This is a genomic window from Mycobacterium sp. NGS66 (assembly GCF_059812225.1).
In genome coordinates this window covers 225,648-250,369 of record NZ_JCALCG010000003.1, presented here as the reverse complement: position 1 = coordinate 250,369, position 24,722 = coordinate 225,648, and the positions used below count along the sequence as shown (strand labels likewise).

Below are 24,722 nucleotides of genomic sequence, written 5' to 3'. Positions count from 1 at the left end.
GAAGGCTAACGCAAATGGACGATGTCGCCGGCCGAGACGGTTACGGTGTCGGTCTCGGTTTGGATGCACAACCGGCCCTGGTCATCGATATCGCGGGCGGTCCCGGCAACCTCGCCGCCGCCCGGAAGCTCGGCCCGCACCGGGGTGCCCAGCGTCAGGCTGCGCGCCCGATAGTCGGCGGCCAACTGCGCGTCGGCACCGTGCGCGGCCCGCCACGCGGCGATCCGTTTTGCCAACTCTTGGGCCAGGGTGACCACCAGCGCGGCCCGGTCGGGTGCCGCCACGCCCAGGTCCAGCAGCGACGTCGCCCCGGGACCGTCCACCTCGGCCGGCGCCTGGGTGACATTGAGACCCAGCCCGATGACCACGTAGGGCCGCGCCACTTCGGCCAGGATCCCGGCCAACTTGCCGCCACCGGCGAGCACGTCGTTGGGCCACTTCAGGCCTGCCTCGACCCCGTTCGCCGCGAGCAAGGGCGCCACCGTGTCCAGTACCGCGACGCCGGTGGCCAGGGTCAGCCAGCCCCACCGCGCGACGGGGATGTCAACGACGGTCACACCCACCGACATGGTGATCTGCGCCCGCGGCGTGGCCGACCAGCCCCGGCCCTGACGGCCCCGCCCGGCGGTCTGGTGCTCGGCGATCAGCACCGCCCCGTCGACGTCGGCGCCGGACGCCACACGCGCCAGCAGGTCGGCGTTGGTGGAGCCGGTCTGCGCGACGACGTCGAGTTGCCGCCAACCGGCAGCGATCACCTCGGCGCGCAGCGCTTCGACATCGAGCGGCTGTCGGAGCCGGTCGCGCTCGTTCACAGGGCCAGCCTACGGCCGGCCACAGCGACTGCCGATAACATCGACTCCCATGACAAGCGTTACCGACCATTCGGCGCATACCGCCGAGCCCGCCGCAGAGCACAAGATCGACATCCACACCACCGCGGGCAAGCTGGCCGAGCTACACCGGCGGCGCGAGGAGTCGCTGCATCCCGTCGGTGAGGCCGCCGTCGAGAAGGTGCACGCCAAAGGCAAGCTGACCGCGCGTGAGCGCATCTACGCCCTGTTGGACGAGGACTCGTTCGTCGAACTCGACGCGCTGGCCAGGCATCGCAGCACCAACTTCGGCCTGGAGGCCAACCGTCCGCTGGGCGACGGGGTGGTCACCGGCTACGGCACCATCGACGGGCGCGACGTGTGCATCTTCAGCCAGGACGCCACGGTGTTCGGCGGCAGCCTCGGCGAGGTGTACGGCGAAAAGATCGTCAAGGTGCAGGAATTGGCGATCAAGACCGGCCGTCCGCTCATCGGCATCAACGACGGCGCGGGCGCGCGCATCCAGGAAGGCGTGGTCTCGCTGGGGCTCTACAGCCGCATCTTCCGCAACAACATCCTGGCTTCCGGCGTCATCCCGCAGATCTCGCTGATCATGGGCGCCGCCGCCGGCGGGCACGTGTACTCCCCCGCCCTGACCGACTTCGTCGTCATGGTCGACCAGACCAGCCAGATGTTCATCACCGGGCCCGACGTCATCAAGACCGTCACCGGCGAGGACGTCACCATGGAGGAACTCGGCGGCGCCCACACCCACATGGCCAAGTCCGGCACGCTGCACTACGTCGCATCCGGTGAGCAGGACGCCTTCGACTGGGTTCGCGACCTGCTCAGCTACCTGCCACCCAACAACTTCACCGACGCCCCGCGCTACGCCGAGCCGGTTCCCGAGGGCGCGATCGAGGACAACCTGACCGAGGAAGACATCGAGCTCGACACGTTGATCCCGGACTCGCCGAACCAGCCCTACGACATGCACGAGGTGATCACCCGCATCCTCGACGAGGACGAATTTCTGGAGATCCAGGCCGGTTACGCGCAGAACATCGTCGTGGGGTTCGGCCGCATCGACGGCCGCCCCGTCGGAATCGTGGCCAACCAGCCCACCCACTTCGCCGGCTGCCTGGACATCAACGCCTCGGAGAAGGCGGCCCGGTTCGTGCGGACCTGCGACTGCTTCAACATCCCGATCGTCATGCTGGTCGACGTCCCGGGCTTTCTGCCGGGCACCGGCCAGGAATACAACGGCATCATCCGTCGTGGCGCCAAGCTGCTGTTCGCCTACGGTGAGGCGACGGTCCCGAAGATCACCGTCATCACCCGCAAGGCCTACGGCGGCGCTTACTGCGTGATGGGGTCCAAGGACATGGGCTGCGACGTCAACCTGGCCTGGCCGACGGCGCAGATCGCGGTGATGGGCGCCTCCGGCGCCGTCGGCTTCGTCTACCGCAAGCAGCTGAAGGAAGCGGCCGACGCCGGCCAGGATGTCGACGCGCTGCGTTTACAGCTGCAGCAGGAGTACGAGGACACGCTGGTCAACCCGTACGTCGCCGCCGAACGGGGCTACGTCGACGCGGTGATCCCGCCGTCGCACACCCGCGGCTACATCGGCACGGCGCTGCGCCTGCTGGAGCGCAAGATCTCTCACCTGCCGCCGAAGAAGCACGGGAACATTCCGCTATGAGTCGAGTGAGCGGAACGAACGCAGTGAGTGACGGGAACGAGACGAACCATCAGGCCCTGACCGAGGACACGCATCACGCGCACGAGCCGCACATCCACATCGAGAAGGGCAATCCCACCGACGCGGAGCTGGCGGCCGTGATCGCCGTGCTGGGCTGCGTCGGCGGTGCGCCCGAGCCGGAACAGCCTCCGCAGACCCGCTGGGGATTACCGGTCGACAAGCTGCGGTTTGCCATCACCAACCACCAACGAGTCACCCTGCAGGAACGCATCCACATGCAGCGATGACCCGACTTGTGCTCGGGTCCGCCTCTGCCGGGCGGCTCAAGGTGCTGCGCCAGGCCGGGGTGGATCCGCTGGTCGTGGTCTCCGGCGTCGACGAGGAGTTCGTCACCGCGGGCCTGGGTTCGGCGTCGTCGCCCGGTGAGGTGGTGTGTGCGCTTGCCCGCGCGAAGGCCGAACGGGTCGCGGAAGGCTTGGATGAATCCGTCGCGGCGGATTGCGTTGTCGTCGGCTGTGATTCGATGCTGTATCTCGACGACCGGCTGTGCGGCAAGCCGCGATCGGTGACCGATGCAAACGAGCAGTGGCAGTCGATGGCGGGCCGAGCCGGCCGGCTCTGCACCGGCCATTGCGTCATCCGCGTTCTCGACCACCGGGTGGTTCACCAGGAGGTTGAAACATCAATCACCACAGTGCATTTCGGCACACCGTCGGCCGACGACCTGCGGGCATACCTGGCCAGCGGCGAGCCGCTGCGAGTCGCCGGGGGCTTCACCCTGGACGGACTGGGTGGCTGGTTCATCGACGGGGTGGACGGCGACCCGTCGAACGTGATCGGGCTGAGCCTGCCGCTGCTTCGGTCGCTGCTGCAGCGGGTCGGGCTGTCGATCGCCGCGCTCTGGGCGGCCAATCCGGTGTGAAACCAAGGCGTTCGGAGTGAAGCCAGGGCTTTCGGTGTGAATCCAGGGCTTTCGGTGTGAGCCTGCGGCGTCGATTCGGCCCGTTTTGCACCATGGATGCACAGCCAACGCCCTAGATGCACAGCGAACGCTGTAGACGCACACTCAACGCCGCAACTGCACAGCCAGCACTGACACCCGACGGTCCGCCGGTCAGCGGTAGGCTCGAATGCGTGCCGCTACCCCCAGATCCGAGCCCCACGCTGTCGGCCTACGCCCACCCCGAACGACTGGTCACCGCCGACTGGCTGTCCGCAAACCTCGGCGCGCCCGGCCTGGTGATCGTCGAATCCGACGAGGACGTCCTGCTCTACGACGTCGGTCATATTCCGGGCGCGGTGAAGGTGGACTGGCACACCGACCTCAACGACCCGCGGGTCCGGGACTACATCAACGGCGAGCAGTTCGCCGACCTGATGAACCGCAAGGGCATCTCCCGCGACGACACTGTGGTCATCTACGGCGACAAGAGCAATTGGTGGGCGGCCTACGCACTGTGGGTCTTCACTTTGTTCGGTCACCCGGACGTGCGTCTGCTCAACGGCGGTCGCGACCTGTGGCTCGCCGAGCGCCGGGACACCACCCTGGAGGTTCCGACCAGGACGTCGACGGGCTATCCCGTGGTCGAGCGCAACGACGCACCCATCCGCGCGTTCAAAGACGACGTGCTGGCCATCATCGGCAGGCAGCCGCTGATCGACGTTCGCTCGCCGGAGGAATACACCGGCCAGCGCACCCACATGCCCGACTACCCCGAGGAAGGCGCGCTGCGTGCCGGCCACATCCCCACCGCCAGATCGATCCCGTGGGGCAAGGCGGTGGACGAGAGCGGTCGCTTCCGCAGCCGCGAGGAGCTGGAAGAGCTCTATAACTTCGTCACCCCCGACGACAAGACCGTCGTGTATTGCCGCATCGGCGAGCGGTCCAGCCACACCTGGTTCGTCCTCACCCATTTGCTGGGCAAGCCCGGAGTGCGCAATTACGACGGCTCCTGGACCGAGTGGGGAAACACCGTGCGCGTACCGATCGTCGCGGGCTCGGAACCGGGCCAGGCCCCGGGAGCCGTATCGGCGCCATGACTCTGCCCGCCCCGCTCGCAGAGGTGGTGTCCGACTTCGCCGAAGTCCAGGGCCAGGACAAGCTGCAGCTGCTGCTGGAGTTCGCCAACGATCTGCCGGCGCTGCCGTCCGACCTGGAGGAGGCGGCAATGGAGCCGGTGCCAGAATGCCAGTCTCCGCTGTTTCTGCATGTCGACGCCGACGATCCGAACCGGGTCCGGCTGTACTTCAGCGCGCCGCCTGAAGCGCCGACCACCCGGGGGTTTGCCTCCATCCTGGCCGCCGGCCTGGACGAACAGCCCGCCGCTGACATCCTCGCGGTGCCCGAAGATTTCTATACCGACCTGGGTTTGGCGGCCTTGATCAGCCCGCTTCGGTTGCGCGGGATGTCGGCGATGCTGGCCAGGATCAAGCGGCGATTGCGCGAAACCTCGCCGGAACCCTGATTTCCCGGCACCGCCTGGCCGGTCCTTCGGCGCGGCGCTTAGACTTCCCCCGAGTTGTAAGAAACTCTCTTAGACATCGTTTGCAGATCTGCCAAACAGGAGGCGCAGTGGCCAGTCACGCCAGCTCGAGGATCGCCAAGGTTCTGGTCGCCAACCGCGGCGAGATCGCTGTCCGGGTGATCCGCGCGGCCCGCGATGCCGGTCTGCCCAGCGTCGCGGTCTACGCCGAACCCGACGCCGAGGCCCCGCACGTGCGGCTGGCCGACGAGGCGTACGCGCTGGGGGGCCAAACCTCGGCCGAGTCATACCTGGATTTCGCGAAGCTCCTCGACGCGGCGGCCAAGTCCGGCGCCAACGCGATTCATCCCGGCTACGGCTTTCTGTCGGAGAACGCCGACTTCGCCCAGGCGGTCATCGACGCGGGCCTGATCTGGATCGGGCCCAGCCCACAGTCGATCCGCGACCTCGGCGACAAGGTCACCGCCCGTCACATCGCCGCCCGCGCGCAGGCCCCGCTGGTGCCCGGCACCCCGGATCCGGTCAAGGATGCCGACGAGGTCGTGGCGTTCGCCAAGGAGTACGGCGTGCCGATCGCGATCAAGGCCGCTTTCGGCGGCGGCGGCAAGGGCATGAAGGTGGCCCGCACCCTCGAGGAAATCCCCGAGCTGTACGAATCGGCGGTCCGCGAGGCGGTTGCCGCGTTCGGGCGTGGCGAGTGCTTCGTCGAGCGGTATCTGGACAAGCCCCGCCACGTCGAGGCGCAGGTGATCGCCGACCAGCACGGCAATGTCGTCGTCGCAGGCACCCGAGACTGCTCGCTGCAGCGCCGCTTCCAGAAGCTGGTCGAGGAGGCGCCGGCGCCGTTCCTGACCGACGCACAGCGCAAGGAGATCCACGAGTCGGCGAAGCGGATCTGCAAAGAGGCTCACTACTACGGCGCGGGCACGGTCGAGTACCTGGTCGGCCAGGACGGACTGATTTCCTTCCTGGAGGTCAACACCCGCCTTCAGGTCGAGCACCCGGTCACCGAGGAGACCGCCGGCATCGACCTGGTGCTGCAGCAGTTCAAAATCGCCAACGGCGACAAGCTCGATATCACCGAAGACCCGACCCCGCGCGGGCATGCCATCGAGTTCCGGATTAACGGCGAAGACGCCGGACGCGGCTTCCTGCCGGCACCCGGCCCGGTCACCCGGTACGACATCCCGACCGGACCCGGCGTCCGGCTGGACTCCGGCGTCGAGGCCGGCTCGGTGATCGGCGGCCAGTTCGACTCGATGCTGTCCAAGCTGATCGTCTACGGCGCCGACCGTCAGCAGGCGCTGGCCCGCGCCCGCCGCGCCCTGGACGAGTTCCACGTCGAAGGCCTTGCCACCGTCATCCCGTTTCACCGCGCCGTGGTGTCCGACCCGGCGTTCATCGGCGACGAGAACGGGTTCTCGGTGCACACCCGCTGGATCGAGACCGAGTGGAACAACACCGTCGAGCCGTTCACCGGCGGCGAACCGCTCGACGAGGAGGAGACCCGTCCGCGGCAGAAGGTGGTGGTCGAGGTCAACGGCCGGCGCCTCGAGGTGTCGCTGCCCGGCGACCTGGCGCTGAGCAACGGATCGGGCGACCCGGCCGGCGTCATCCGCAAAAAGCCCAAGCCGCGCAAGCGCGGAGCCCATTCCGGCGCGGCGGCTTCCGGTGACGCGGTGACCGCACCCATGCAGGGCACCGTCGTCAAGGTCGCGGTCACTGAGGGCCAAGAGGTCGCCGCAGGCGACCTGGTCGTGGTGCTCGAGGCGATGAAGATGGAAAACCCGGTCACCGCGCACAAGGACGGCACCATCACCGGCCTGGCGGTCGAGGCCGGCGCGGCCATCACCCAGGGCACGGTGCTCGCCGAGATCAAGTAACGATCGAGGCCGACCTGGCCAGCATCGTTGTCGGCCCGGCGCACCTTGGGTAGGGTGCGAGAAGGTTGAGTTCACAGCCGCCCGGAATCGCGTCCCCAGCACAATGAGACCGACGCTCGGGAGGCGCACCCCTTGCCCGCGAGCGTTACCAGGTCCGCTGGCGCGATCCACAGCACAAGCAGCTGATCGGAGTCAGCAATGTCTGTGATCCAATCGTGGCAAGAACACCGCCCAGCGGAGTTCACCACTTGCCGCGACCATTCGGCCACCGTGGTCACCGCACACGGTGAGATCGACGCCGCGAACGCCAACCAGTTCACCGAACATGTACAACATGCTCTGCGTGGGTCCAAGCGATTGATCCTGGATCTGCGGAGCCTGGATTTCATTGGTACTGCCGGTTTTTCGGCGCTGCACCGGATCAACGTGGTGTGTTCGTCGGTAGGCGCGGAGTGGGTGCTGGTACCCGGCAGAGCGGTCCGCCACCTGTTGCGCATCTGCGACCCGGACGGGGCACTACCGACCGCGGGTTCGCTGGCCGAGGCGGTGACCGACGGTCAGCACACCGCCGCCAAATCGGGCCTATTGCAACTGATCCCGCAGCCGCGCTAACGACTTGGCCAGCAGCCGCGACACATGCATCTGCGAGATACCGATCCGTTCGGCGATCTGCGTTTGCGTCATCGATTCGAAAAACCTCAGCACCAACACCATTCGCTCGCGCTCGGGCAACGCCTCGAGCAGCGGGCGTAGCGCCTCCTGGTCCTCGATCCGGTCCAGACTGTTGTCGACCTCGCCCAGCGTGTCCGCGATGGCGCGGGCGTCGTCCTCGTCGCTGCCGCCGGCACTGTCGATGGACAAGGTGTTGTAGGAACTACCCGCCACCAGGCCCTCGACCACCTCGTCGCGGTCCATCCCCAATTCGTCGGCCAGTTCCGTTGCGGTCGGCGCGCGGCCCAGGCGTTGCGAAAGATCGGCAGTCGCGGTGCCCAGCCGCAGGTGCAGTTCCTTCAGCCGCCGCGGAACCTTGACCGACCAGCTGTTGTCGCGGAAGTGCCGTCGTACCTCGCCCATGATCGTGGGCACCGCGAACGAGACGAAGTCCGAACCCGTCTCGACGTCGAACCGCACCACCGCGTTGACCAGGCCGACGCGGGCGACCTGGACCAGGTCGTCGCGCGGTTCGCCGCGGCCCTCGAACCGGCGGGCAATGTGATCAGCCAACGGCAGGCACCGCTCGACTATCTCGTCGCGCCGACGTTGAAATTCCGACGGGTCTTCGGTCAGCGTGGCCAACTCGCGGAACATCTCCGGGACATCGGCGTATTCGTTAGGGCGCGACACAGAACCGCCGGCAGTTCGCGCTGTCACCTGGCTCTCACCTGCTGGAGGCCGCCCGTGGCGCCGTCAGCGTGATGCCGAAAACACTGCCGGACTCATCGGGTTCACGTCCGTCATGGAAGGTCTGGACGTCGTCGGCCAGTGAGGTCAGCACGTGCCAGCTGAAGCTGCCCGGTGCGACGACGTCGTGTGTGTCGCAGGCCGCGGAAGCCTCCACCACCAGTTCGTCGTCGCGGGGGTCGACAACCACGGTCAGCACGGCGTTCGGAGTAGCCGAGCGGATCAATCGGGTACACACTTCGTCCACCGCGAGTCGCAGGTCGGCAACGGCGTCGAAATCCAGGTCCTCGAAGGTGCCGATCGCGCCCACCAAGGTGCGCAGCATCGCCAAGTTCTCCAGGCGTGCGGCAACTTGCAGTTCGACGGCGCGCTCCCCGCGTTGGCGCTTGTTGCCACGCGATTCCGCATCGGTCATACAGTCTCCCGGCAATATGTGATCGACACTGGTCCCGCTTTCGGTTCCGCCTTCGAGTTGGTTAGCCATGTTTGCCCCCGGATATCCGGCCCGGACCGGGCGAAGCTGAGCGAACCAGCACCGCCCGGACGCGCCGTGCAACCGGCCGGTCAGGGCCCTGTCCGGCACGCGGCATCATGCTGGTCATATAGATCTTGCTTGCGGTAAGGATGTTTGGTGGTGTCACTGATTCTGCGCCCCATCGCGGGCCCCATGACGGGTTGACCCCGCTATCGCAATACCGCAGGCACTCATCATGGTCTACACCTGATACCCGCTCGGAGCGGCCGGTAACCGCCCCGAACTCACCGATGCGCCGGGGGACGCAGCTTTCGCACTATGTCTTGACTTCGCCGGTCTTGGCTTCGGCCGTGTGTTGGCGCCGCAGACTGTCCGCGTGCTCCGCGTACCACCGCTCCTCGATGCGGCGCACTCGGCGATTCTCCACGACGAACCAGATCGCCCCGGCGACCAATCCCAGGACGGCGATCAGGATCGTCGTGGTAAGCCACTCGTAATGTCGGTAGCTGGCAGCCGCCGCCGTGCTGATCATCCCGGCCACCGCCACAGCAATCAGGATCAACCCGGGCCAGAAAAAGTTGTCCTTCATAACGATGCCGGCGTGCGGTTGCGTGGTCCGGGAGTAATCCGTTGGATCGTGATGCGTATCTCCCATCACGCCTCCTCCCTCGTCGGACAAGATACTGAAATGCTACCCATTCGGCTGACCTGGCGAAACGCCGAATTTCCTGGTCGGGCGAGTTATCCCGCATGACGAAAGTCGCGGAATACCGCAAAGGGCCATCAATTTGCCCGGCACCGCGAATTCACCGCTCTGCGGTGCGTCGATTTGGTCAGATCGAGTCGGCGTCCTCGCGGGCGAACAGGTCGGGCAGTGGAACTGCGCCGATGGTCGTCACGAGCCACGCCACCACCGTGGTGGCCACCCAGGATGCGCCTCCACGAATGGTGAGCCCGTGCGTCAAATGCGCGGCAAGACCCAATGCGACGACGGTCAATACCAGCCCGGCGCCACCGAGGAGCAACGACGCATAACCATGGGGCAGCTTCAGGATGAACCACGCCAGAATCGCCTGCGCTACCGCGAACACCACCACCGCGACGATGAACCCCGACATCGACAACGACACTTGGGGAACGACCCACGCTGCCACCAAAAGTCCGATCGCCCAGCATGCCAGCAGCACCACTGGCCGTAGCACGATTTGCTTCATGGCAATAAGCGTAGGCTCAAAATGCCATTACCGGCCCCACTATCGGGGGCATGACCATTGACAGTGTCAACGCCATCAACGTGAACAAAAACCAGCCCGCGCCATGCCATCCCCACCAGGTGCCTTCTCTGCGCCACACGCGATAAGTCCGTACGAAGGCCCACACTCCACCGACGAACAGGATCGCGGGCCCACCGAGCCCCAGCAGCGTCCGCTCCGGCGGGCCGCAGGCCGCCGTGTCCACGCTGACTCCCGGGCAGGTACTGACCCACAATGCGGCCAGAACGACGAAGCCGACGCCGGCACCCGCGGCAAGAAGTGCAAAGCGGATAGCGGCGTGGACCTCGCTGTCCTCATGGCCCAAACGATCACCGGGTGACCGCTCACGCGCTCTCTGCATTATGAACCTCATATTTCAGCGATCGGCTCTGGCGTCTTAAGGTCTTTCGTTCGCTATGCCGGATTCGTTTCAATGGCTGATTTGTCGGGTGAATACCCGTTTACCGCCGACGTAATCGCTGTTCGCCCTATTCGACCGACGTCAATACGCTGCGTAACCCGGCGATCGCCGCATCGATGTCGGCGTCCGAAACAGTCAATGCGGGACGGAACCGCACGCCGCGCACGCCGGTGGGCAGCACGATCACCGCGTGCTGCCACAACTTGCGGATCAATTCGTCGCGCTCGGCGGCCCCGGGCAGGTCGAACGCACACATCAGGCCCCGGCCGCGCGGGTCCAGCACCAGGCCCGGAAAGTCGTGGGCGAGTTCCTCCAGCCGGTCCCGCAAGTAGCTGCCTCGTTCGGCGGCACACCGGATCAAGTCGTCGCGCTCGATCACCTCGAAGATGCGACGCGCGCGGACCATGTCGGCCAGACTGCCGCCCCACGTCGAATTGAGCCGGGACGCCACCGTGAACACGTTGTCGGCGATCTCGTCAATGCGGCGACCCGCCATCACGCCGCAGACCTGCGTTTTCTTGCCGAATGCCACCACGTCGGGCTGGACCCCCAATTGCTGGTAGGCCCAGGCGGTTCCGGTCAACCCGCACCCGGTTTGCACCTCGTCGAAGATGAACAGTGCGTCGTATTCGTCGCAGAGCCGGCGCATCTTCGCGAAGAACTCTGGCCGGAAGTGGCGGTCCCCGCCCTCGCCCTGGATCGGTTCGGCGATGAAGCACGCGATGTCGTGCGGGTAGGCCGCGAAAGCCGCGCGAGCCTGCCTCAGCGACTCTGCTTCCCGGGCATCCATTGCGCGCTCGTCCAGGCCCGGCCGGAGGTAGGGCGCGTCGATGCGTGGCCAGTCGAACTTTGGGAAGCGGTCCACGGCGACCGGCTTGGTGTTGGTGAGCGACAACGTGTAGCCGCTGCGGCCGTGAAACGCCCCGCGCAGGTGCAGCACCCGGGTGCCGAGCCCGGGGTCGATGCCGCGTTGCTCGTTGTGCCGGCTCTTCCAGTCGAAGGCCGCCTTGAGCGCGTTCTCGACGGCCAGCGTCCCACCTTCGACGAAGAACAGATGCGGCAGCGCCGGGTCGCCCAACACCCGGGCGAAGGTTTCGACGAACCGCGCCATCGGCACCGAGCAGACGTCGGAATTGCTTGGCTTGTTCAGCGCCGCCTGCAGCAGTTCGGCGCGGAATTCCTCGTCGTCGGCCAGCGCCGGATGGTTCATGCCCAGCGCCGAGGACGCGACGAAGGTGAACATGTCCAGGTAACGCCGCCCGTCGCGGGCGTCGACCAAATAGGAACCGGCCGACCGCTGCAGATCGAGGACCAGATCGAAGCCGTCAACCAGGATGTGCCGCGCCAGCACCTCGGGGACCCGGTCGGGTGCGGTCGCCGCCTCGGCGAGGTTGAGGGCACACGTCATGCCGCTCATAATAGCTGCGTATTTACGGGATATCCGCGCTCACGCCGGAAAGTTTATGGTATGTACTGCCTGTCACTGTAAAAAGTATTCAAGATGATGGTGCTTCGAGTCTGTACGTTCGCGGTTGTCCGGATCCGTCGCAACAGGTCTTCGAGCACCCGTGCGGACTCGACGCGGACCAGCAAGATGTAGCTTTCTTCGCCGGCCACCGAGTGACACGACTCGATCTCCTCGATGTGTTCCAGCCTGGCCGGCGCATCATCGGGTTGAGACGGATCAAGCGGGGTGATGGCGACGAACGCGGACAGCAGGTGCCCGACGGCCTCGGGGTTGATCCGCGCCGAGTACCCGCAGACCACTCCGCGGGATTCCAGCCGGCGCACCCGCGACTGGACCGCCGACACCGACAAGCCGGCGCTGGCCGCCAGCTCCGAAAGGGTGGCGCGTCCGTTGGCGACCAGCTCACGCATCAGGATCCGGTCGATGTCGTCGAGCTCAGCCATGGCCGGAGAGTATCGCAGCGCGCGTCGATCACGAGGCGCTCGCCTTTGTCAGGAGGCCTCGGCATGACCACGCACGATTTGTCCGCCCGGGTACACGAAGCGCTCGGCGCGATCGGCGTCACCGCCGAATTGGGCGAGCCGGGAGACCCCGGCGGTTCAAGCGGCGCTGCCGGCCTGCCCGCGGGTACGCCGATCACCGGCGAGGTGCTGGGCACGGTCGCGCAGACCACACCCGAGCAGGCCGATCGGGTGATCGCCGACGCGGTCGAGGCATTTTCGACGTGGCGGGCCACGCCGGCCCCGGTGCGCGGCCGGCTGGTGGCCCGGCTCGGCGAGCTGCTGACCGCGCACCGCGACGAGCTCGCGGCGCTGGTGACGCTCGAGGTCGGCAAGATCACCTCGGAGGCGCTGGGCGAGGTCCAGGAGATGATCGACATCTGCGATTTCGCGGTCGGCCTGTCTCGTCAGCTCTACGGCCGAACCATCGCCTCGGAGCGTCCCGGGCACCGGCTACTGGAAACCTGGCATCCGCTCGGTGTAGTCGGGTTGATCACCGCGTTCAACTTCCCAGTGGCGGTGTGGGCCTGGAACGCGGCGGTGGCGTTGGTGTGCGGCGACCCGGTGGTGTGGAAGCCCTCGGAGCTGACGCCGCTGACCGCGCTGGCCTGCCAGGCGCTCATCGCACGGGCTGCCGCCGACGTCGGTGCGCCGTCCGCGCTGAGCGGGCTCGTGCTGGGTGGGCGCGAGCTCGGTGAGCGACTGGTCGACGACCCGCGGATCGCGCTGGTGTCCGCCACGGGTTCGGTGCGGATGGGACAGCGGGTCGCCCCCCGGGTGGCAGCTCGCTTCGGCCGGGTGCTGCTCGAGCTGGGCGGCAACAACGCGGCGATCGTGACACCGGCGGCCGACCTGGACCTGGCGGTGCGCGGCATCGTGTTCGCCGCGGCCGGCACCGCGGGGCAGCGCTGCACCACCTTGCGCCGGCTGATCGTGCACCGCTCGGTGGCCGACTCGGTGGTGCAGCGGGTGGCAGACGCTTTCGCGCAGCTGCCCGTCGGCGACCCGTCGGCGCCGGGCACACTCGTCGGCCCGCTCATTCACGAGACCGCCTACCGCGACATGGTGGGGGCGCTTCAGCAGGCCCGCGCCGACGGCGGCGAGGTCATCGGCGGAGAACGCCTCCAGATAGGTGCACCGGGCGCGTACTACGTCACCCCTGCCGTCGTCCGGATGCCCGCCCAAACCGCCATCGTGATGACCGAAACGTTCGCCCCGATCCTCTACGTGCTGACCTACGACGACCTCGACGACGCGATAGCGCTCAACAACGCGGTGCCACAGGGCCTTTCGTCGGCGATCTTCACCACCGACCTGCGCGAGGCGGAGCATTTCCTGGACGGGTCCGACTGCGGCATCGCCAACGTCAACATCGGCACGTCCGGCGCCGAGATCGGCGGCGCGTTCGGCGGCGAGAAGCAGACCGGTGGCGGTCGGGAGTCCGGTTCGGACGCGTGGCAGGCGTATATGCGACGCGCCACCAACACCGTCAACTACTCGAGCGAGTTGCCGCTGGCTCAGGGCGTGCAGTTCGGCTGAATAAATACTGGTTAGGCGTACGACCGTCCTGGGTAGTATCTAGAGCCATGGCAGAACCCCGGAGGCGGTTATCGCCTGAGGACCGCCGAGCCGAGTTGCTCGCCCTGGGTGCCGAGGTTTTCGGTAAGCGGCCCTACGACGAGGTCCGCATCGACGAGATCGCGGAGCGCGCGGGAGTGTCGCGCGCCCTGATGTATCACTACTTTCCGGACAAGCGCGCGTTCTTCGCCGCGGTCGTCAAGGACGAGGCGGACCGGCTGCACGAGGCCACGCTGAACCTGCCGCCCACCGGCCTGACCATGTTCGAGGAAATCCGGATCGGGGTGTTGGGGTACATGGCGTACCACGAGCAGCATCCGGAGGCCGCCTGGGCCGCCTACGTCGGCCTCGGCCGATCCGACCCGGTGCTGCTGGGTATCGACGACGAAGCCAAGAACCGTCAGCTCGAGCACATCATGGAGCGCATCGGGGTGGTGGTTGGCGGCATTCCGGGCGCGAAACTGGGACCCGACGTCGAGCGGGACCTGCGGGTGATCCTCAACGGATGGCTGGCGTTCACCTTCGAGATCTGCCGGCAGCGGATCATCGACCCGTCCGCCAACGCCGAACACCTCGCCGACGCCTGCGCACACGCTCTGCTGGACGCGATCGCCCGGGTACCGGACATTCCGCCCGAGCTCGCCAACGCGATGGCGACGGCCCGGCAGGTACCGCAGGATTAACCGCCGCCGTCGCGGTGGTTATTTGTCGGTCCCCGTTGGCACGATGGCGGAGTGAGCTCGTTAGGCCGATTCAGCGCGATCACCCGCGACTGGTTCACCAGCACCTTCGCCGCGCCGACCGCGGCGCAGGACGGCGCGTGGGAAGCCATCGCTGACGGCAAGAACACCCTGGTCATCGCGCCGACCGGGTCGGGGAAGACGTTGGCGGCCTTCCTGTGGGCGTTGGATGACCTGGCTCGTTCGTCAGACCGAGAACCGGGCACCCGCGTGCTGTACGTGTCGCCGCTCAAGGCGCTGGCCGTCGACGTGGAGCGCAACCTGCGCACGCCGCTGGCCGGGCTGACCCGGCTGGCCGAGCGACGCGGCCTGCGGCCACCCGAGATCAGCGTCGGGGTGCGCTCGGGCGACACGCCGCCAGCCCGCCGCCGTGAGCTCATCGCCCGCCCGCCCGACGTGTTGATCACCACGCCGGAGTCGCTGTTTTTGATGCTGACCTCGGCGGCCCGCGAAACCCTGGCCGGCGTGCGGACGGTCATCGTCGACGAGATCCACGCGATCGCCGCCGGCAAACGCGGCGCACACCTGGCGCTGTCGCTGGAGCGGCTCGACGACTTGGCCCACGGCCGGGCGGCACAACGCATCGGGCTCTCGGCGACCGTGCGTCCGCCCGAGGAGCTTGCCCGGTTTTTGTCGGGTGGGTCCCCCACGACCGTGGTGGCTCCCCCGTCGGCCAAGACCGTCGAGCTGTCCGTGCAGGTGCCGGTGCCCGACATGGCCAACCTGGCCAACAACAGCATCTGGCCCGACGTCGAGGCTCGCCTGGTGGACCTGATCGAGTCGCACAATTCGACCATCGTGTTCGCCAATTCGCGACGGCTGGCCGAGCGACTTACCGCGCGGCTCAACGAAATCCACGCCGAACGGTCCGGGATCACGCTTTCCGACGACGGTAACGCGCAGGTTGCCGGCGGCGCGCCGGCGTATGTCATGGCCAGCGGCCAGACGTTCGGGGCACCGCCGCTGCTGGCTCGCGCCCACCACGGATCGGTCAGCAAGGAGCAGCGCGCGGTGGTCGAGGAAGACCTCAAACGCGGGCAGCTCAAGGCCGTGGTGGCGACGTCGAGCCTGGAATTGGGCATCGACATGGGCGCGGTGGACCTGGTGATCCAGGTGGAGGCACCCCCGTCGGTGGCCAGCGGGCTGCAACGCATCGGGCGGGCCGGACACCAGGTCGGCGAAATCTCCCGCGGGGTGCTGTTTCCCAAGCACCGCACCGACCTGATCGGCTGCGCGGTCAGCGTGCAGCGCATGCTCACCGGCGAGATCGAAACCATGCGGGTGCCCGCCAATCCGCTGGACATCCTCGCCCAGCACACCGTGGCGGCAGCCGCGCTGGAGCCGCTGGACGCCGACCGCTGGTTCGACACCGTGCGCCGCAGCGCGCCCTTTGCGACGTTGCCGCGCAGCGTCTTCGAGGCCACCCTGGACCTGTTGTCCGGGAAGTACCCGTCCACCGAGTTCGCCGAGCTGCGCCCGCGGCTGGTCTACGACCGCGATAGCGGCACCCTGACCGCGCGCCCCGGCGCGCAGCGGCTGGCCGTCACCTCCGGCGGCGCCATCCCCGACCGCGGGCTGTTCACCGTCTACCTCGCGAGCGATGCCGAAAAGCCTTCCCGGGTGGGTGAACTCGACGAGGAGATGGTGTACGAGTCGCGGCCCGGCGACGTCATCTCGCTGGGCGCCACCAGCTGGCGGATCACCGAGATCACCCACGACCGGGTGCTGGTGATCCCCGCGCCCGGCCAGCCGGCCCGGCTGCCGTTCTGGCGCGGCGACGATGTCGGCCGACCGGCCGAGCTCGGCGCTGCGCTCGGCGCGTTCACCGGCGAGCTGGCCGCCCTGGACCGCGACGCGTTCGCAAAGCGCTGTGCGGCACTGGGTTTCGACGACCACGCGACCGACAACCTGTGGGCGCTGCTGGACGACCAACGGACCGCCGCCGGGGCGATCCCCACCGACACCACACTGCTGGTCGAGCGGTTCCGCGACGAGCTGGGCGACTGGCGGGTGATCCTGCACTCGCCGTACGGCCTGCGGGTGCACGGACCGCTGGCGCTGGCGGTGAGCCGACGGCTGCGGGAACGATACGACATCGACGAGAAGCCGACCGCCACCGACGACGGCATCGTCGTGCGGTTGCCGGACCTCGGGTTGCCTTCCGGGGAGGACGGCCCGCCCGGCGCGGTGGGGGTACCACCCGATTTCGGGGGACTGTTCGTGTTCGACCCCGACGAGATCGAGCCCATCGTCACCGCCGAAGTGGGCGGCTCGGCGCTGTTCGCGTCGCGGTTCCGGGAATGCGCGGCACGTGCCCTGCTGCTGCCCCGCCGGCACCCGGGGCGCCGCTCGCCGCTATGGCATCAACGTCAGCGCGCCGCCCAGTTGCTGGAGGTGGCCCGCAAATACCCCGACTTCCCGATCGTGCTGGAAACCGTCCGCGAATGCCTGCAGGACGTTTACGACGTCCCCACCCTGGTCGAGCTGATGTCCCGCATCGCCCAGCGCCGGGTGCGGCTGGTCGAGGTGGAAACGGCCAGACCGTCTCCGTTCGCGGCGTCGCTGTTGTTCGGGTACGTCGGCGCGTTCATGTACGAGGGCGACGTCCCGCTGGCCGAGCGGCGCGCCGCGGCCCTCTCGCTGGACAGCACGCTGCTGGCCGAGCTGCTCGGCCGCGTCGAACTGCGCGAGCTGCTCGACCCCGAGGTGGTCGCCGCGACCGGCCGCCAGTTGCAGCATCTTGCGCCCGACCGGGCCGCCCGCGATGCCGAAGGCGTCGCCGATCTGCTGCGGCTACTCGGCCCACTGACCACCGACGAGATCACCGCCCGCACCGCGGTCGCAGACGGCACCGACATCACCGGCTGGCTGGAAGGCCTGCGCGCCGCGCGGCGCGCGCTGACCGTGTCGTTCGCCGGCCGCAGCTGGTGGGTGGCCGTCGAAGACATCGGCCGGCTGCGCGACGGCGTCGGCGTGGCGGTTCCGGTCGGCGTGCCGGCCAGCTTCACCGGCGCGGTGGCCGATCCACTCGGCGAGCTGCTCGGCCGCTACGCCCGCACCCGCACGCCGTTCACCACGGCCGAGGCCGCGGCCCGGTTCGGCCTGGGACTGCGGGTGACGGCCGACGTGCTGGGCCGGCTCGCCAGCGACGGCCGGGTGGTGCGCGGCGATTTCGTCAGCCCCGAATCATCGGAGACGTCCGGCGGCGCGGGGGCCGAGCAGTGGTGCGACACCGATGTGTTGCGCATTCTGCGGCGACGCTCGCTGGCCGCGCTGCGAGCCCAGGTCGAGCCGGTGAGCACCGCCGCCTACGCCCGATTCCTGACGGGTTGGCACCAGCTCGGCACCCGGGATTCCGGGCCTGCCGACGTGGACCGGCTGCCATCGGTCATCGATCAGCTCGCCGGTGTGCGGATACCGGCCTCGGCGCTGGAACCGCTGGTGCTGGCCCCCCGAGTTCGCGACTACTCGCCGGCGATGCTCGACGAGCTGCTGGCGAGCGGGGAGGTCACCTGGTCGGGCGCCGGGGCGATCTCGGGCGGTGACGGCTGGATCGCGCTGCATCCCGCGGATTCCGCGCCGTTGACGCTGGCATTGCCGGCGAACCGGCCCGCCGATCTGGAGTTCACCGACGCCCACCGGGCGATCCTGGACACCCTGGCCGGCGGCGGCGCGTATTTCTTCCGCCAGCTGGCATCCGAGGGACTGACCGAGGCGCAGCTCAAAGCGGCGCTGTGGGAACTGATCTGGGCCGGCTGGGTCACCGGCGACACGTTCGCACCGGTGCGCGCGGTGCTGGGCGGCGGCGTGGGCACCCGCAGGCGTTCCGCCCCGGCCCATCGGGCGCGCCGCCCGCCGCGGCTCAGCAGCTACAGCGTCGCGCATGCCCAGGCCCGGGCCGCCGACCCCACCGTCGCGGGCCGATGGTCGGCGCTGCCGACTCCGGAGCCGGACTCCACCCTGCAGGCCCACTTCCACGCCGAGCTGCTGTTGAACCGCCATGGCGTGCTGACCAAGGGGGCGGTGGCCGTCGAGGGCGTGCCCGGCGGGTTCGCCACCCTATACAAGGTGCTAAGCACGTTCGAGGACGCCGGCAGGTGCCAGCGCGGCTACTTCGTCGAGTCGCTGGGCGGCGCTCAGTTCGCCCTCGCGTCGACGGTCGACCGGCTGCGCGGCTACAGCGACGACCCGGGCAGTTTCACCGACCCGGACCGGCCGGAGTACCGGGCGGTCGTGCTGGCCGCCGCCGACCCGGCCAATCCGTACGGCGCGGCACTGCCTTGGCCCACCTCGGGCGCCCAGAGCCCCGGCGCCCGGCCGGGTCGCAAGGCCGGGGCACTGGTCGTGCTGGTGGACGGGCAGCTGGCCTGGTTCCTCGAGCGTGGCGGGCGGTCGCTGCTGACCTTCACCGACGACCCCGCCGCCGACCGGGCGGCGGCGACGGCACTGGCCGACCTGGTGGCGGCCGGACGCGTCGCGTCGATCCTGGTCGAGCGGGTCGACGGGGTGCCGGTTCTGCACCCGGGCGGTCCCGGACCGGTGGCCGCCGCCCTGGCCGAGGCGGGCTTCGTGCGCACACCGCGCGGGCTGCGACTGCGGTAGCCCGATGCCCGAGGGTGACACCGTCTGGCACACGGCGGCCGAGTTGCGTAAGCACCTGGCCGGTCGCACGCTCACCCGCTGCGACATCCGGGTGCCGCGGTTCGCCACCGTCGACCTCACCGGACATGTGGTCGACGAGGTGCGCAGCCGGGGCAAGCATCTGTTCATCCGGGCCGGGCCGGCCAGCATTCACTCGCATCTGAAGATGGATGGCAGCTGGCGGGTCGGCCGCCGGCCCGCACGCGTCGACCACCGGGTCCGAATCGTCTTGGAAGCCGGCGATATTCGGGCCCTCGGCATCGACCTTGGCGTGCTGCAGATCCTGGAGCGCGACCGCGACGGCGAGGTGGTCGCACACCTGGGACCCGACCTGCTCGGTGCAGACTGGGACCCCGCCGTTGGCGTCGCCAACCTGACCGCGCAACCGGACCGGCCGATCGCCGAGGCGCTGCTGGATCAGCGGGTGCTGGCCGGGATCGGCAACGTCTATTGCAACGAGCTGTGTTTCGTCAGCGGACGCCTACCCACCGCGCCGGTCGGCGACCTGCCCGATCCGCGACGGTTGGTGACGCGGGCCCGGGACATGTTGTGGGCCAACCGCTTCCGCTGGAATCGCTGCACCACCGGGGACACTCGGGCGGGCCGTCAACTGTGGGTCTACGGCCGAAGTGGTCAGCCCTGCCGTCGGTGCGGCACGCTCGTCGCGTACGACGACACCGGCGATCGGGTGACGTACTGGTGCCCAACCTGCCAGCGCTGAAGCATCCGTTAATCCCGGGCGTGCGCCAGGAAAAACTGGGCGATGACCTCTGAGGCGTCCAACGCCCGCGTGGTAGGTCCGATGACCACCTTGGGCAGATATTGCTTGCCGCCGGGCCAGGTGTGTCCCCCGTTGTCGATCTTGTAGAACACCACCTCGGTGCCGGCCGCGCAGATGGTCGACGCGAAGCGCCGAACCGTCGTCCCGTCACCGACGTCGGGCAGCGCCTGGACCGTGGGTTCGCCCTGGCAGCCGTCGGCCACCCGCCATTTGTCCACCAGGCTGGACGCGGAGATGGCGTGGCTGATGCCGCCGCGGCCGCGGACGTCGCCGCCGTTGAACGGCACCACCGGATCGGCGGTGCCGTGCGCATCCAGAACCGACACCGGCCGGGACGGTTGGCAGCCCACGCTCACACCCAGCGTCCCGGACACCGGCGCGATCGCGGCGAAGACGTCGGCTCGATCGCACGCCAGCCGGTTGGACATGAATCCGCCGTTGGACATGCCGGTGGCGAACACATGCCCCGCCGGGATGGCGAACTGGTCGCGCAGCTTGGTCACCAGCGTGGTGAGAAACCCGACGTCGTCGAGATGGCGACGGTCGGCCGGCGACGCGCCTCTGCCGTCGGCCCAGCTCTTGTCGTAGCCGTCCGGGTAGACCACCAGCAGGTTGCTGGCGTCGGCAACGGCGTCGAAGTCGGTGAGGCCCTGCTGTCCGCTTCCGGTGCCCCCGCCGCCGTGCAGGCTGAGCACCAGACCGACGGGAGTGCCGGGCGGCAGGTGCACCATATAGGTGCGCTTCAGGCCGCCGAATGCCAGCGTCCCGAACTGATCCCGGGTCACCGCCTGGACTTGCCGCGAGTCGCAGCCGATCAGACAGGACGCGATGGCGCTCAGCGAGACGGCCAGCGACAGCAATCGCGCCCAGGGCATGGGGTCAAATTACCGATCACCGTAACGGCCGGACGAAAGTGGGCCGAGTTTGCGGGCTCATCCCGCCGACGGCGGCCGGGGCATCACCGTGCCCTTGACCTCCATTCCGAGGGCGAGATCGTCGTACTTCTGCGGCTTGCGCTTGCGCCAGCCGCTTCCGGCCGAGACCGGCGGCGGCATCAGCGGCGGCAGCATGGAAAAGCCCGACTCCCCCGGCGGCAGCGGGGAGGCGGCCGACGCAAGTTGCACCGGCGCTTGCGCAGGAGCCAATAGCCCCGTCGCGGCGGGCGGCGCGGTGAGGTGGCCCAGCGACACCCCGACGCCGACGGCGGCCGCCGGTGCTTCCGCGCTGCCCAGGGCGCGCACCGCGCTGGACAAACTGGCGGCCCCCGCACCCAGCGCCGACTCCCCTTCCGAGAGGCCCTGGCCGATTTCGGGGGCCACCGCCTGCAACGCCTGAGCCGAGGTGTTCTGCGCCAGGTAGCTCAGCAGGTTGATCGGGAAGCCGGACGAGATGAATTGGTTCGCATAGGTATTGGCCAGCTGGAACCAGCCGTTGTTCACCAGATCGTCGGACGCCGACGCGGCGCTCGACGCCGCCGGGGCGGCGCCCGAGGACACCGCGGCCAGCTGCGCGGTCGGCTTGGAAACCGAAGGCGGAGAGGTGAATTGGGGCAGCACGAGTGCTTGCGCCGAGGTTGCCTGGTAGCGATACATGGCGGCCGAGTTGTCGATCCACATGTTCTGGTACTGGGCTTCGGTTTCGGCGATAGCGGCGAGGTTCTTGCCGAAGCCGTTGGTGGCGAGCAACTGTGCCAATCGAATCCTGTTGGCGCTGACCACCGCCGGATGCGCGACGGCGGACAGCGTGGCGGCGAAGGCCGTCGCCGCCGCCTGGGCCGAGGAGGCCAGCTGTTGGCATTGCTGCGCGGTGGCACGCATCCAGGTGAGGTATGGCCCCACGGCCTGGGTCATCGCCGACGCGGACGGACCGCGCCACGCTTCGGCCAAGGCAGACAACACGGGCGCATAGGAGCGCAGCGAGTCCTCCAGGTCGGTGCCGAGCCGCTGCCATGCGCCGGCGGCCTCGATCAGCGATTCGGCACCCGGCCCCGCATGGATCAGTGCCGAGGTCACCTCGGGCGGCAACGATATGAACTCCACGAAATGTTCATGGATTACCAAAGAGAATATTTCGCAACATGACGTCGACGATCGCGGGAAGAACCCTGGAACATTGCGCGCCGAAGATGGACCGTGCGGATCACGAGATCGCGTTGACCGCGGTGGTCAACCGCGACCTGAGCTCGTCTGGAACGGGGACGTAACCGTTGTCCGCCAGGCCGTTCTGGCCGGCCCCGATCGCGGTTTGCAAGAACGCCTTTACGGCCGCACCGACCTGCGCATCGGGATACTTCGAGCAGACGATCTCATACGTCGCCAGCACGATCGGGTAGGAGCCGGACCGGTTCGGCCGGTAGAACGAGATCGTATCGAGGGCAAGGTCATTGCCCGTCTTGGTGAACCAGGCCGCCGAGATGGTCTTGCCCACCGACTCGGCGCCGATTGCTACCGGGTCAGGGCCGGCCGAGGTGACGAACTTCGCCGTGCTCAGCTGTTGTGCCTTGGCGAACGACCATTCGACATAGCCGATCGACCCGTCCGCCCGTTTGACGGCCGCGGCGGCGCCCTCGCTGCCGACGGCGCCCTCGCCGACACCGCCGTTGAACGTCTTGCCGGCGCCCTTGCCCCATGCCCCGTTGGACGCGGTGTCGAGATAGCGCTGGAAGTTGTCCGAGGTGCCGGATTGGTCGCTGCGGAACACCACCCGAATTGGCATGGCGGGCAAGGTAATACCCGGGTTGAGGGCCTCGATGGCGGGATCGTTCCAGCTGGCGATGCCGCCGTTGAAGATTTTGGCGGCAGTCGGTCCGTCGAGGTTCAACGAGGTCAGGCCGTTGACGTTGAAGACGACGGCGATGGGGCCGAACACCACCGGCAGGTTCCACGCCGGCGAGCCGCACCGCTGCTCGGCCCGGGTGTACTCGTCCTTGCTCAGCGGTGAATCCGAGCCGCCGAAATCTGTTCGGCTGCTGAGGAATTCGCTGACACCGGCACCCGAACCGTTGCCGGTGTAATCCAATGACCGGCCCGGGCAGGCCTCACGGAAAGCCCTGGCGAAGCCGGCGATCGCGTTTTCCTGCGCGGTGGAGCCGCTGGCCTTCAGCGTCGACTTGCCGGCGCAGCTCACCTGGTGCGGCGTGGCGGTGTCGTGGCCGCCGCATGCCGACGACACCAGGGCACCCGTGGTAAGGATGCTCAGCGCGATACCAAATCGGTTGATTGCCAACGACAACAAGACCTACCCTCGGCGGCCCGCATCCGGCAAACGCTGCGCAAACCCGAACTCTGGATTTCCGCAATAGTTTGTCGCCGATACACCGTCCCGACACGTCCCCGTCAATCTCGCCACGTCCCGTATAAGCAACCGCAGCAGAGGAGGTTCCGGCCCGCAATGGCGACCCGCCGGGTGCGCTCGATCAGAGGTGTACTGGCCGGCGTGGCCCTGGGAATCGCGCTGCCGCTCGGCCTTGCGACGGTGGTGATGCCGCCGGCGTATGCCGACACGGTCGATGACGCGTTCCTCAACGCGGTGAAGTCCAGGGGCATCAACTTCACCTCGCCGCAGGCCGCGATCATCGCCGGTCACGAGGTCTGCGACGAGCTCGACTTGGGCAGGCAGAAGTCCGACGTCGCGACCGACGTGACGAATAGCAGCAACCTGGACGGCTATCGCGCCGGTTTCTTCGTCGGCGTGAGCGTGGCCGCGTACTGCCCGAGGCATCACTCCTAGAGTTGGCGCTCGCTGACGAACTCGCGGCGAACCCCGCTGTGCGGGTCGTCGAAATCGATACGTTGCGCCAGTAGCCGCAGCGGCGTGCTGAAGTCGTCCGCGGGCACGTCAATCACCTTGGGATACCAAGGATCACCGGTGATCGGTATCCCCAGCGAAGCCATCTGCAGGCGCATCTGGTGGGTACGTCCGGTGCGTGGCGTCAGCCGGTAGAGCCCGTCGGGGGAGATCAGCTCGACCAGAGTCTCGGCGTTGGGCGGGCCCGGTTCGCAGACCGCCTGCAACTGTCCGCGGCGCTTGACGATGCGACTGTGCAGCACCCGCGGAAACACCAGGGCCGGGTCGACGGCCGCCCGGGCCAGGTAGGTCTTGCGCACCAGCCCGCGGGCGAACAACGTCTGGTAGGGCCCGCGCAGCTCGCGCCGAGTGGTGAACAACAGCACCCCGGCGGTCAGCCGGTCGAGCCGGTGGGCCGGGCTCAGCTCCGGCAATCGCAGTTCGCGGCGCAGTCGCACCAGCGCGGTCTGCGCGACGTGGCGCCCGCGGGGCATCGTCGCCAGAAAGTGCGGTTTGTCGACGACCACGATGTCCCCGTCGTGATAGAGCACCGGCATCTCAAACGGCACCGGCACTTCAACGGATAGATCGCGGTAGAGGTAGACGCTGGCGCCGCGCGGCAGCGTCGTCGTCGCGTCGACCACCGCGCCGTCGGCGTCGACGACCTCCCCGGCAAGCACCTTCGCCCGGGCCCGGGCGCCGAACCGGGCGGTCAGCTCGGTGAGCACCGGCCCGCCGTGCAGCCGCACCCGGGCGGGCCCCAATCCGTCGCGCACCGGAAGCGGCGCGGGCCTCACGCGC

General features: G+C 68.3%; 24 protein-coding genes. 12 read left to right on the top strand and 12 right to left on the bottom strand.

Annotation, left to right across the window (positions count from 1 at the left end):
• Positions 1–5: 5 nt before the first annotated feature.
• A complete protein-coding gene (locus tag AC5Y2L_RS09025) occupies positions 6–812 on the bottom strand; it encodes a biotin--[acetyl-CoA-carboxylase] ligase (RefSeq protein ID WP_499933488.1) in 807 nt (268 codons plus the stop codon).
• Between the two features lie 49 nt (positions 813–861).
• Here AC5Y2L_RS09025 and AC5Y2L_RS09020 point away from each other — a divergent pair, with 49 nt between their 5' ends.
• The 7 genes from AC5Y2L_RS09020 (at position 862) to AC5Y2L_RS08990 (ending at position 7,489) form a co-directional block, all read left to right on the top strand.
• A complete protein-coding gene (locus tag AC5Y2L_RS09020) occupies positions 862–2,511 on the top strand; it encodes an acyl-CoA carboxylase subunit beta (RefSeq protein WP_499933489.1) in 1,650 nt (549 codons plus the stop codon).
• A 23-nt stretch (positions 2,512–2,534) separates the two neighbouring features.
• Positions 2,535–2,798, top strand: a complete 264-nt coding sequence (locus AC5Y2L_RS09015) for an acyl-CoA carboxylase subunit epsilon (RefSeq protein ID WP_499933490.1) — start codon at positions 2,535–2,537, stop codon at positions 2,796–2,798.
• Positions 2,795–3,433 carry a Maf family protein gene (locus tag AC5Y2L_RS09010; protein WP_499933491.1) on the top strand — a complete coding sequence of 213 codons (639 nt, stop codon included), beginning with the start codon at positions 2,795–2,797 and terminating at the stop codon, positions 3,431–3,433. Before AC5Y2L_RS09015 ends, AC5Y2L_RS09010 begins: the two co-directional genes overlap by 4 nt.
• 212 nt (positions 3,434–3,645) lie before the next feature.
• On the top strand, positions 3,646–4,551 hold the full coding sequence (locus AC5Y2L_RS09005) for a sulfurtransferase (RefSeq protein ID WP_499933493.1): 906 nt from the start codon (positions 3,646–3,648) through the stop codon (positions 4,549–4,551).
• A complete protein-coding gene (locus AC5Y2L_RS09000) occupies positions 4,548–4,976 on the top strand; it encodes a SufE family protein (RefSeq protein ID WP_499933495.1) in 429 nt (142 codons plus the stop codon). Before AC5Y2L_RS09005 ends, AC5Y2L_RS09000 begins: the two co-directional genes overlap by 4 nt.
• 107 nt (positions 4,977–5,083) lie before the next feature.
• Positions 5,084–6,877, top strand: a complete 1,794-nt coding sequence (locus AC5Y2L_RS08995) for an acetyl/propionyl/methylcrotonyl-CoA carboxylase subunit alpha (protein WP_499933496.1) — start codon at positions 5,084–5,086, stop codon at positions 6,875–6,877.
• Positions 6,878–7,075: 198 nt separating this feature from the next.
• Complete coding sequence (locus AC5Y2L_RS08990; protein WP_499933498.1) at positions 7,076–7,489, top strand: STAS domain-containing protein; 414 nt, start codon at positions 7,076–7,078, stop codon at positions 7,487–7,489.
• Here AC5Y2L_RS08990 and AC5Y2L_RS08985 read toward each other — a convergent pair.
• From AC5Y2L_RS08985 to AC5Y2L_RS08955, 7 genes are all read right to left on the bottom strand, one after another.
• Positions 7,460–8,248, bottom strand: a complete 789-nt coding sequence (locus AC5Y2L_RS08985) for an RNA polymerase sigma factor SigF (RefSeq protein WP_499933499.1) — start codon at positions 8,246–8,248, stop codon at positions 7,460–7,462. The two genes, AC5Y2L_RS08990 and AC5Y2L_RS08985, sit on opposite strands and share 30 nt — an antisense overlap.
• A 7-nt stretch (positions 8,249–8,255) precedes the next feature.
• The gene (locus tag AC5Y2L_RS08980; protein ID WP_499933501.1) at positions 8,256–8,693 is read right to left on the bottom strand and encodes an ATP-binding protein; all 438 of its coding nucleotides are present in this window, start codon (positions 8,691–8,693) and stop codon (positions 8,256–8,258) included.
• 376 nt (positions 8,694–9,069) lie between these two features.
• Positions 9,070–9,408, bottom strand: a complete 339-nt coding sequence (gene usfY, locus AC5Y2L_RS08975; protein WP_499933502.1) for a protein UsfY — start codon at positions 9,406–9,408, stop codon at positions 9,070–9,072.
• 178 nt (positions 9,409–9,586) lie between these two features.
• A complete protein-coding gene (locus AC5Y2L_RS08970; RefSeq protein ID WP_499933503.1) occupies positions 9,587–9,967 on the bottom strand; it encodes a hypothetical protein in 381 nt (126 codons plus the stop codon).
• A 16-nt stretch (positions 9,968–9,983) separates the two neighbouring features.
• Positions 9,984–10,367, bottom strand: a complete 384-nt coding sequence (locus AC5Y2L_RS08965) for a hypothetical protein (RefSeq protein WP_499933505.1) — start codon at positions 10,365–10,367, stop codon at positions 9,984–9,986.
• Positions 10,368–10,494: 127 nt separating this feature from the next.
• Complete coding sequence (gene lat / locus AC5Y2L_RS08960; RefSeq protein ID WP_499933506.1) at positions 10,495–11,844, bottom strand: L-lysine 6-transaminase; 1,350 nt, start codon at positions 11,842–11,844, stop codon at positions 10,495–10,497.
• A 44-nt stretch (positions 11,845–11,888) separates the two neighbouring features.
• Positions 11,889–12,338, bottom strand: coding sequence for an Lrp/AsnC family transcriptional regulator (locus tag AC5Y2L_RS08955; RefSeq protein ID WP_499933507.1), 450 nt, complete (start codon positions 12,336–12,338; stop codon positions 11,889–11,891).
• 63 nt (positions 12,339–12,401) lie between these two features.
• Here AC5Y2L_RS08955 and amaB point away from each other — a divergent pair, with 63 nt between their 5' ends.
• From amaB to nei2, 4 genes are read left to right on the top strand one after another with little or no spacing between them, the layout of a single operon-like run.
• Entirely contained in the window at positions 12,402–13,934 is a 1,533-nt protein-coding gene (gene amaB, locus AC5Y2L_RS08950; RefSeq protein WP_499933509.1) for an L-piperidine-6-carboxylate dehydrogenase, read from the top strand.
• 47 nt (positions 13,935–13,981) lie between these two features.
• Positions 13,982–14,656, top strand: a complete 675-nt coding sequence (locus AC5Y2L_RS08945; protein WP_499933510.1) for a TetR/AcrR family transcriptional regulator — start codon at positions 13,982–13,984, stop codon at positions 14,654–14,656.
• A 51-nt stretch (positions 14,657–14,707) separates the two neighbouring features.
• A complete protein-coding gene (locus AC5Y2L_RS08940; protein WP_499933511.1) occupies positions 14,708–19,315 on the top strand; it encodes an ATP-dependent helicase in 4,608 nt (1,535 codons plus the stop codon).
• A 4-nt stretch (positions 19,316–19,319) separates the two neighbouring features.
• Positions 19,320–20,075 carry an endonuclease VIII Nei2 gene (nei2, locus tag AC5Y2L_RS08935; protein WP_499933513.1) on the top strand — a complete coding sequence of 252 codons (756 nt, stop codon included), beginning with the start codon at positions 19,320–19,322 and terminating at the stop codon, positions 20,073–20,075.
• 8 nt (positions 20,076–20,083) lie between these two features.
• Here the strand turns inward: nei2 and AC5Y2L_RS08930 are convergent, their stop codons facing one another.
• The 3 genes from AC5Y2L_RS08930 to pstS all read right to left on the bottom strand — a co-directional run bounded on the left by AC5Y2L_RS08930 (position 20,084) and on the right by pstS (position 23,360).
• On the bottom strand, positions 20,084–21,010 hold the full coding sequence (locus AC5Y2L_RS08930; protein ID WP_499933515.1) for an extracellular catalytic domain type 1 short-chain-length polyhydroxyalkanoate depolymerase: 927 nt from the start codon (positions 21,008–21,010) through the stop codon (positions 20,084–20,086).
• A gap of 57 nt (positions 21,011–21,067) precedes the next feature.
• Positions 21,068–22,174 carry a PPE family protein gene (locus AC5Y2L_RS08925; RefSeq protein ID WP_499933516.1) on the bottom strand — a complete coding sequence of 369 codons (1,107 nt, stop codon included), beginning with the start codon at positions 22,172–22,174 and terminating at the stop codon, positions 21,068–21,070.
• Positions 22,175–22,274: 100 nt separating this feature from the next.
• A complete protein-coding gene (gene pstS, locus AC5Y2L_RS08920; RefSeq protein ID WP_499933517.1) occupies positions 22,275–23,360 on the bottom strand; it encodes a phosphate ABC transporter substrate-binding protein PstS in 1,086 nt (361 codons plus the stop codon).
• A gap of 165 nt (positions 23,361–23,525) precedes the next feature.
• Between pstS and AC5Y2L_RS08915 the strand changes: the two genes are divergently transcribed.
• Positions 23,526–23,864 (top strand): DUF732 domain-containing protein, encoded by a 339-nt coding sequence (locus AC5Y2L_RS08915; RefSeq protein ID WP_499933519.1) that lies wholly within the window; start codon positions 23,526–23,528, stop codon positions 23,862–23,864.
• Here AC5Y2L_RS08915 and AC5Y2L_RS08910 read toward each other — a convergent pair.
• Entirely contained in the window at positions 23,861–24,718 is an 858-nt protein-coding gene (locus tag AC5Y2L_RS08910; RefSeq protein ID WP_499933520.1) for a pseudouridine synthase, read from the bottom strand. The two genes, AC5Y2L_RS08915 and AC5Y2L_RS08910, sit on opposite strands and share 4 nt — an antisense overlap.
• Positions 24,719–24,722 lie beyond the last annotated feature (4 nt).

Coding starts and splice junctions, on each gene's coding strand:
- AC5Y2L_RS09020 (WP_499933489.1), top strand. CDS start 862: ATGACAAGCGTTACCGACCATTCGGCGCATACCGCCGAGCCCGCCGCA.
- AC5Y2L_RS09010 (WP_499933491.1), top strand. CDS start 2,795: ATGACCCGACTTGTGCTCGGGTCCGCCTCTGCCGGGCGGCTCAAGGTG.
- AC5Y2L_RS09000 (WP_499933495.1), top strand. CDS start 4,548: ATGACTCTGCCCGCCCCGCTCGCAGAGGTGGTGTCCGACTTCGCCGAA.
- AC5Y2L_RS08990 (WP_499933498.1), top strand. CDS start 7,076: ATGTCTGTGATCCAATCGTGGCAAGAACACCGCCCAGCGGAGTTCACC.
- AC5Y2L_RS08980 (WP_499933501.1), bottom strand. CDS start 8,693: ATGACCGATGCGGAATCGCGTGGCAACAAGCGCCAACGCGGGGAGCGC.
- usfY (WP_499933502.1), bottom strand. CDS start 9,408: ATGGGAGATACGCATCACGATCCAACGGATTACTCCCGGACCACGCAA.
- AC5Y2L_RS08970 (WP_499933503.1), bottom strand. CDS start 9,967: ATGAAGCAAATCGTGCTACGGCCAGTGGTGCTGCTGGCATGCTGGGCG.
- AC5Y2L_RS08965 (WP_499933505.1), bottom strand. CDS start 10,367: ATGCAGAGAGCGCGTGAGCGGTCACCCGGTGATCGTTTGGGCCATGAG.
- lat (WP_499933506.1), bottom strand. CDS start 11,844: ATGAGCGGCATGACGTGTGCCCTCAACCTCGCCGAGGCGGCGACCGCA.
- AC5Y2L_RS08955 (WP_499933507.1), bottom strand. CDS start 12,338: ATGGCTGAGCTCGACGACATCGACCGGATCCTGATGCGTGAGCTGGTC.
- amaB (WP_499933509.1), top strand. CDS start 12,402: ATGACCACGCACGATTTGTCCGCCCGGGTACACGAAGCGCTCGGCGCG.
- AC5Y2L_RS08945 (WP_499933510.1), top strand. CDS start 13,982: ATGGCAGAACCCCGGAGGCGGTTATCGCCTGAGGACCGCCGAGCCGAG.
- nei2 (WP_499933513.1), top strand. CDS start 19,320: ATGCCCGAGGGTGACACCGTCTGGCACACGGCGGCCGAGTTGCGTAAG.
- AC5Y2L_RS08930 (WP_499933515.1), bottom strand. CDS start 21,010: ATGCCCTGGGCGCGATTGCTGTCGCTGGCCGTCTCGCTGAGCGCCATC.
- AC5Y2L_RS08915 (WP_499933519.1), top strand. CDS start 23,526: ATGGCGACCCGCCGGGTGCGCTCGATCAGAGGTGTACTGGCCGGCGTG.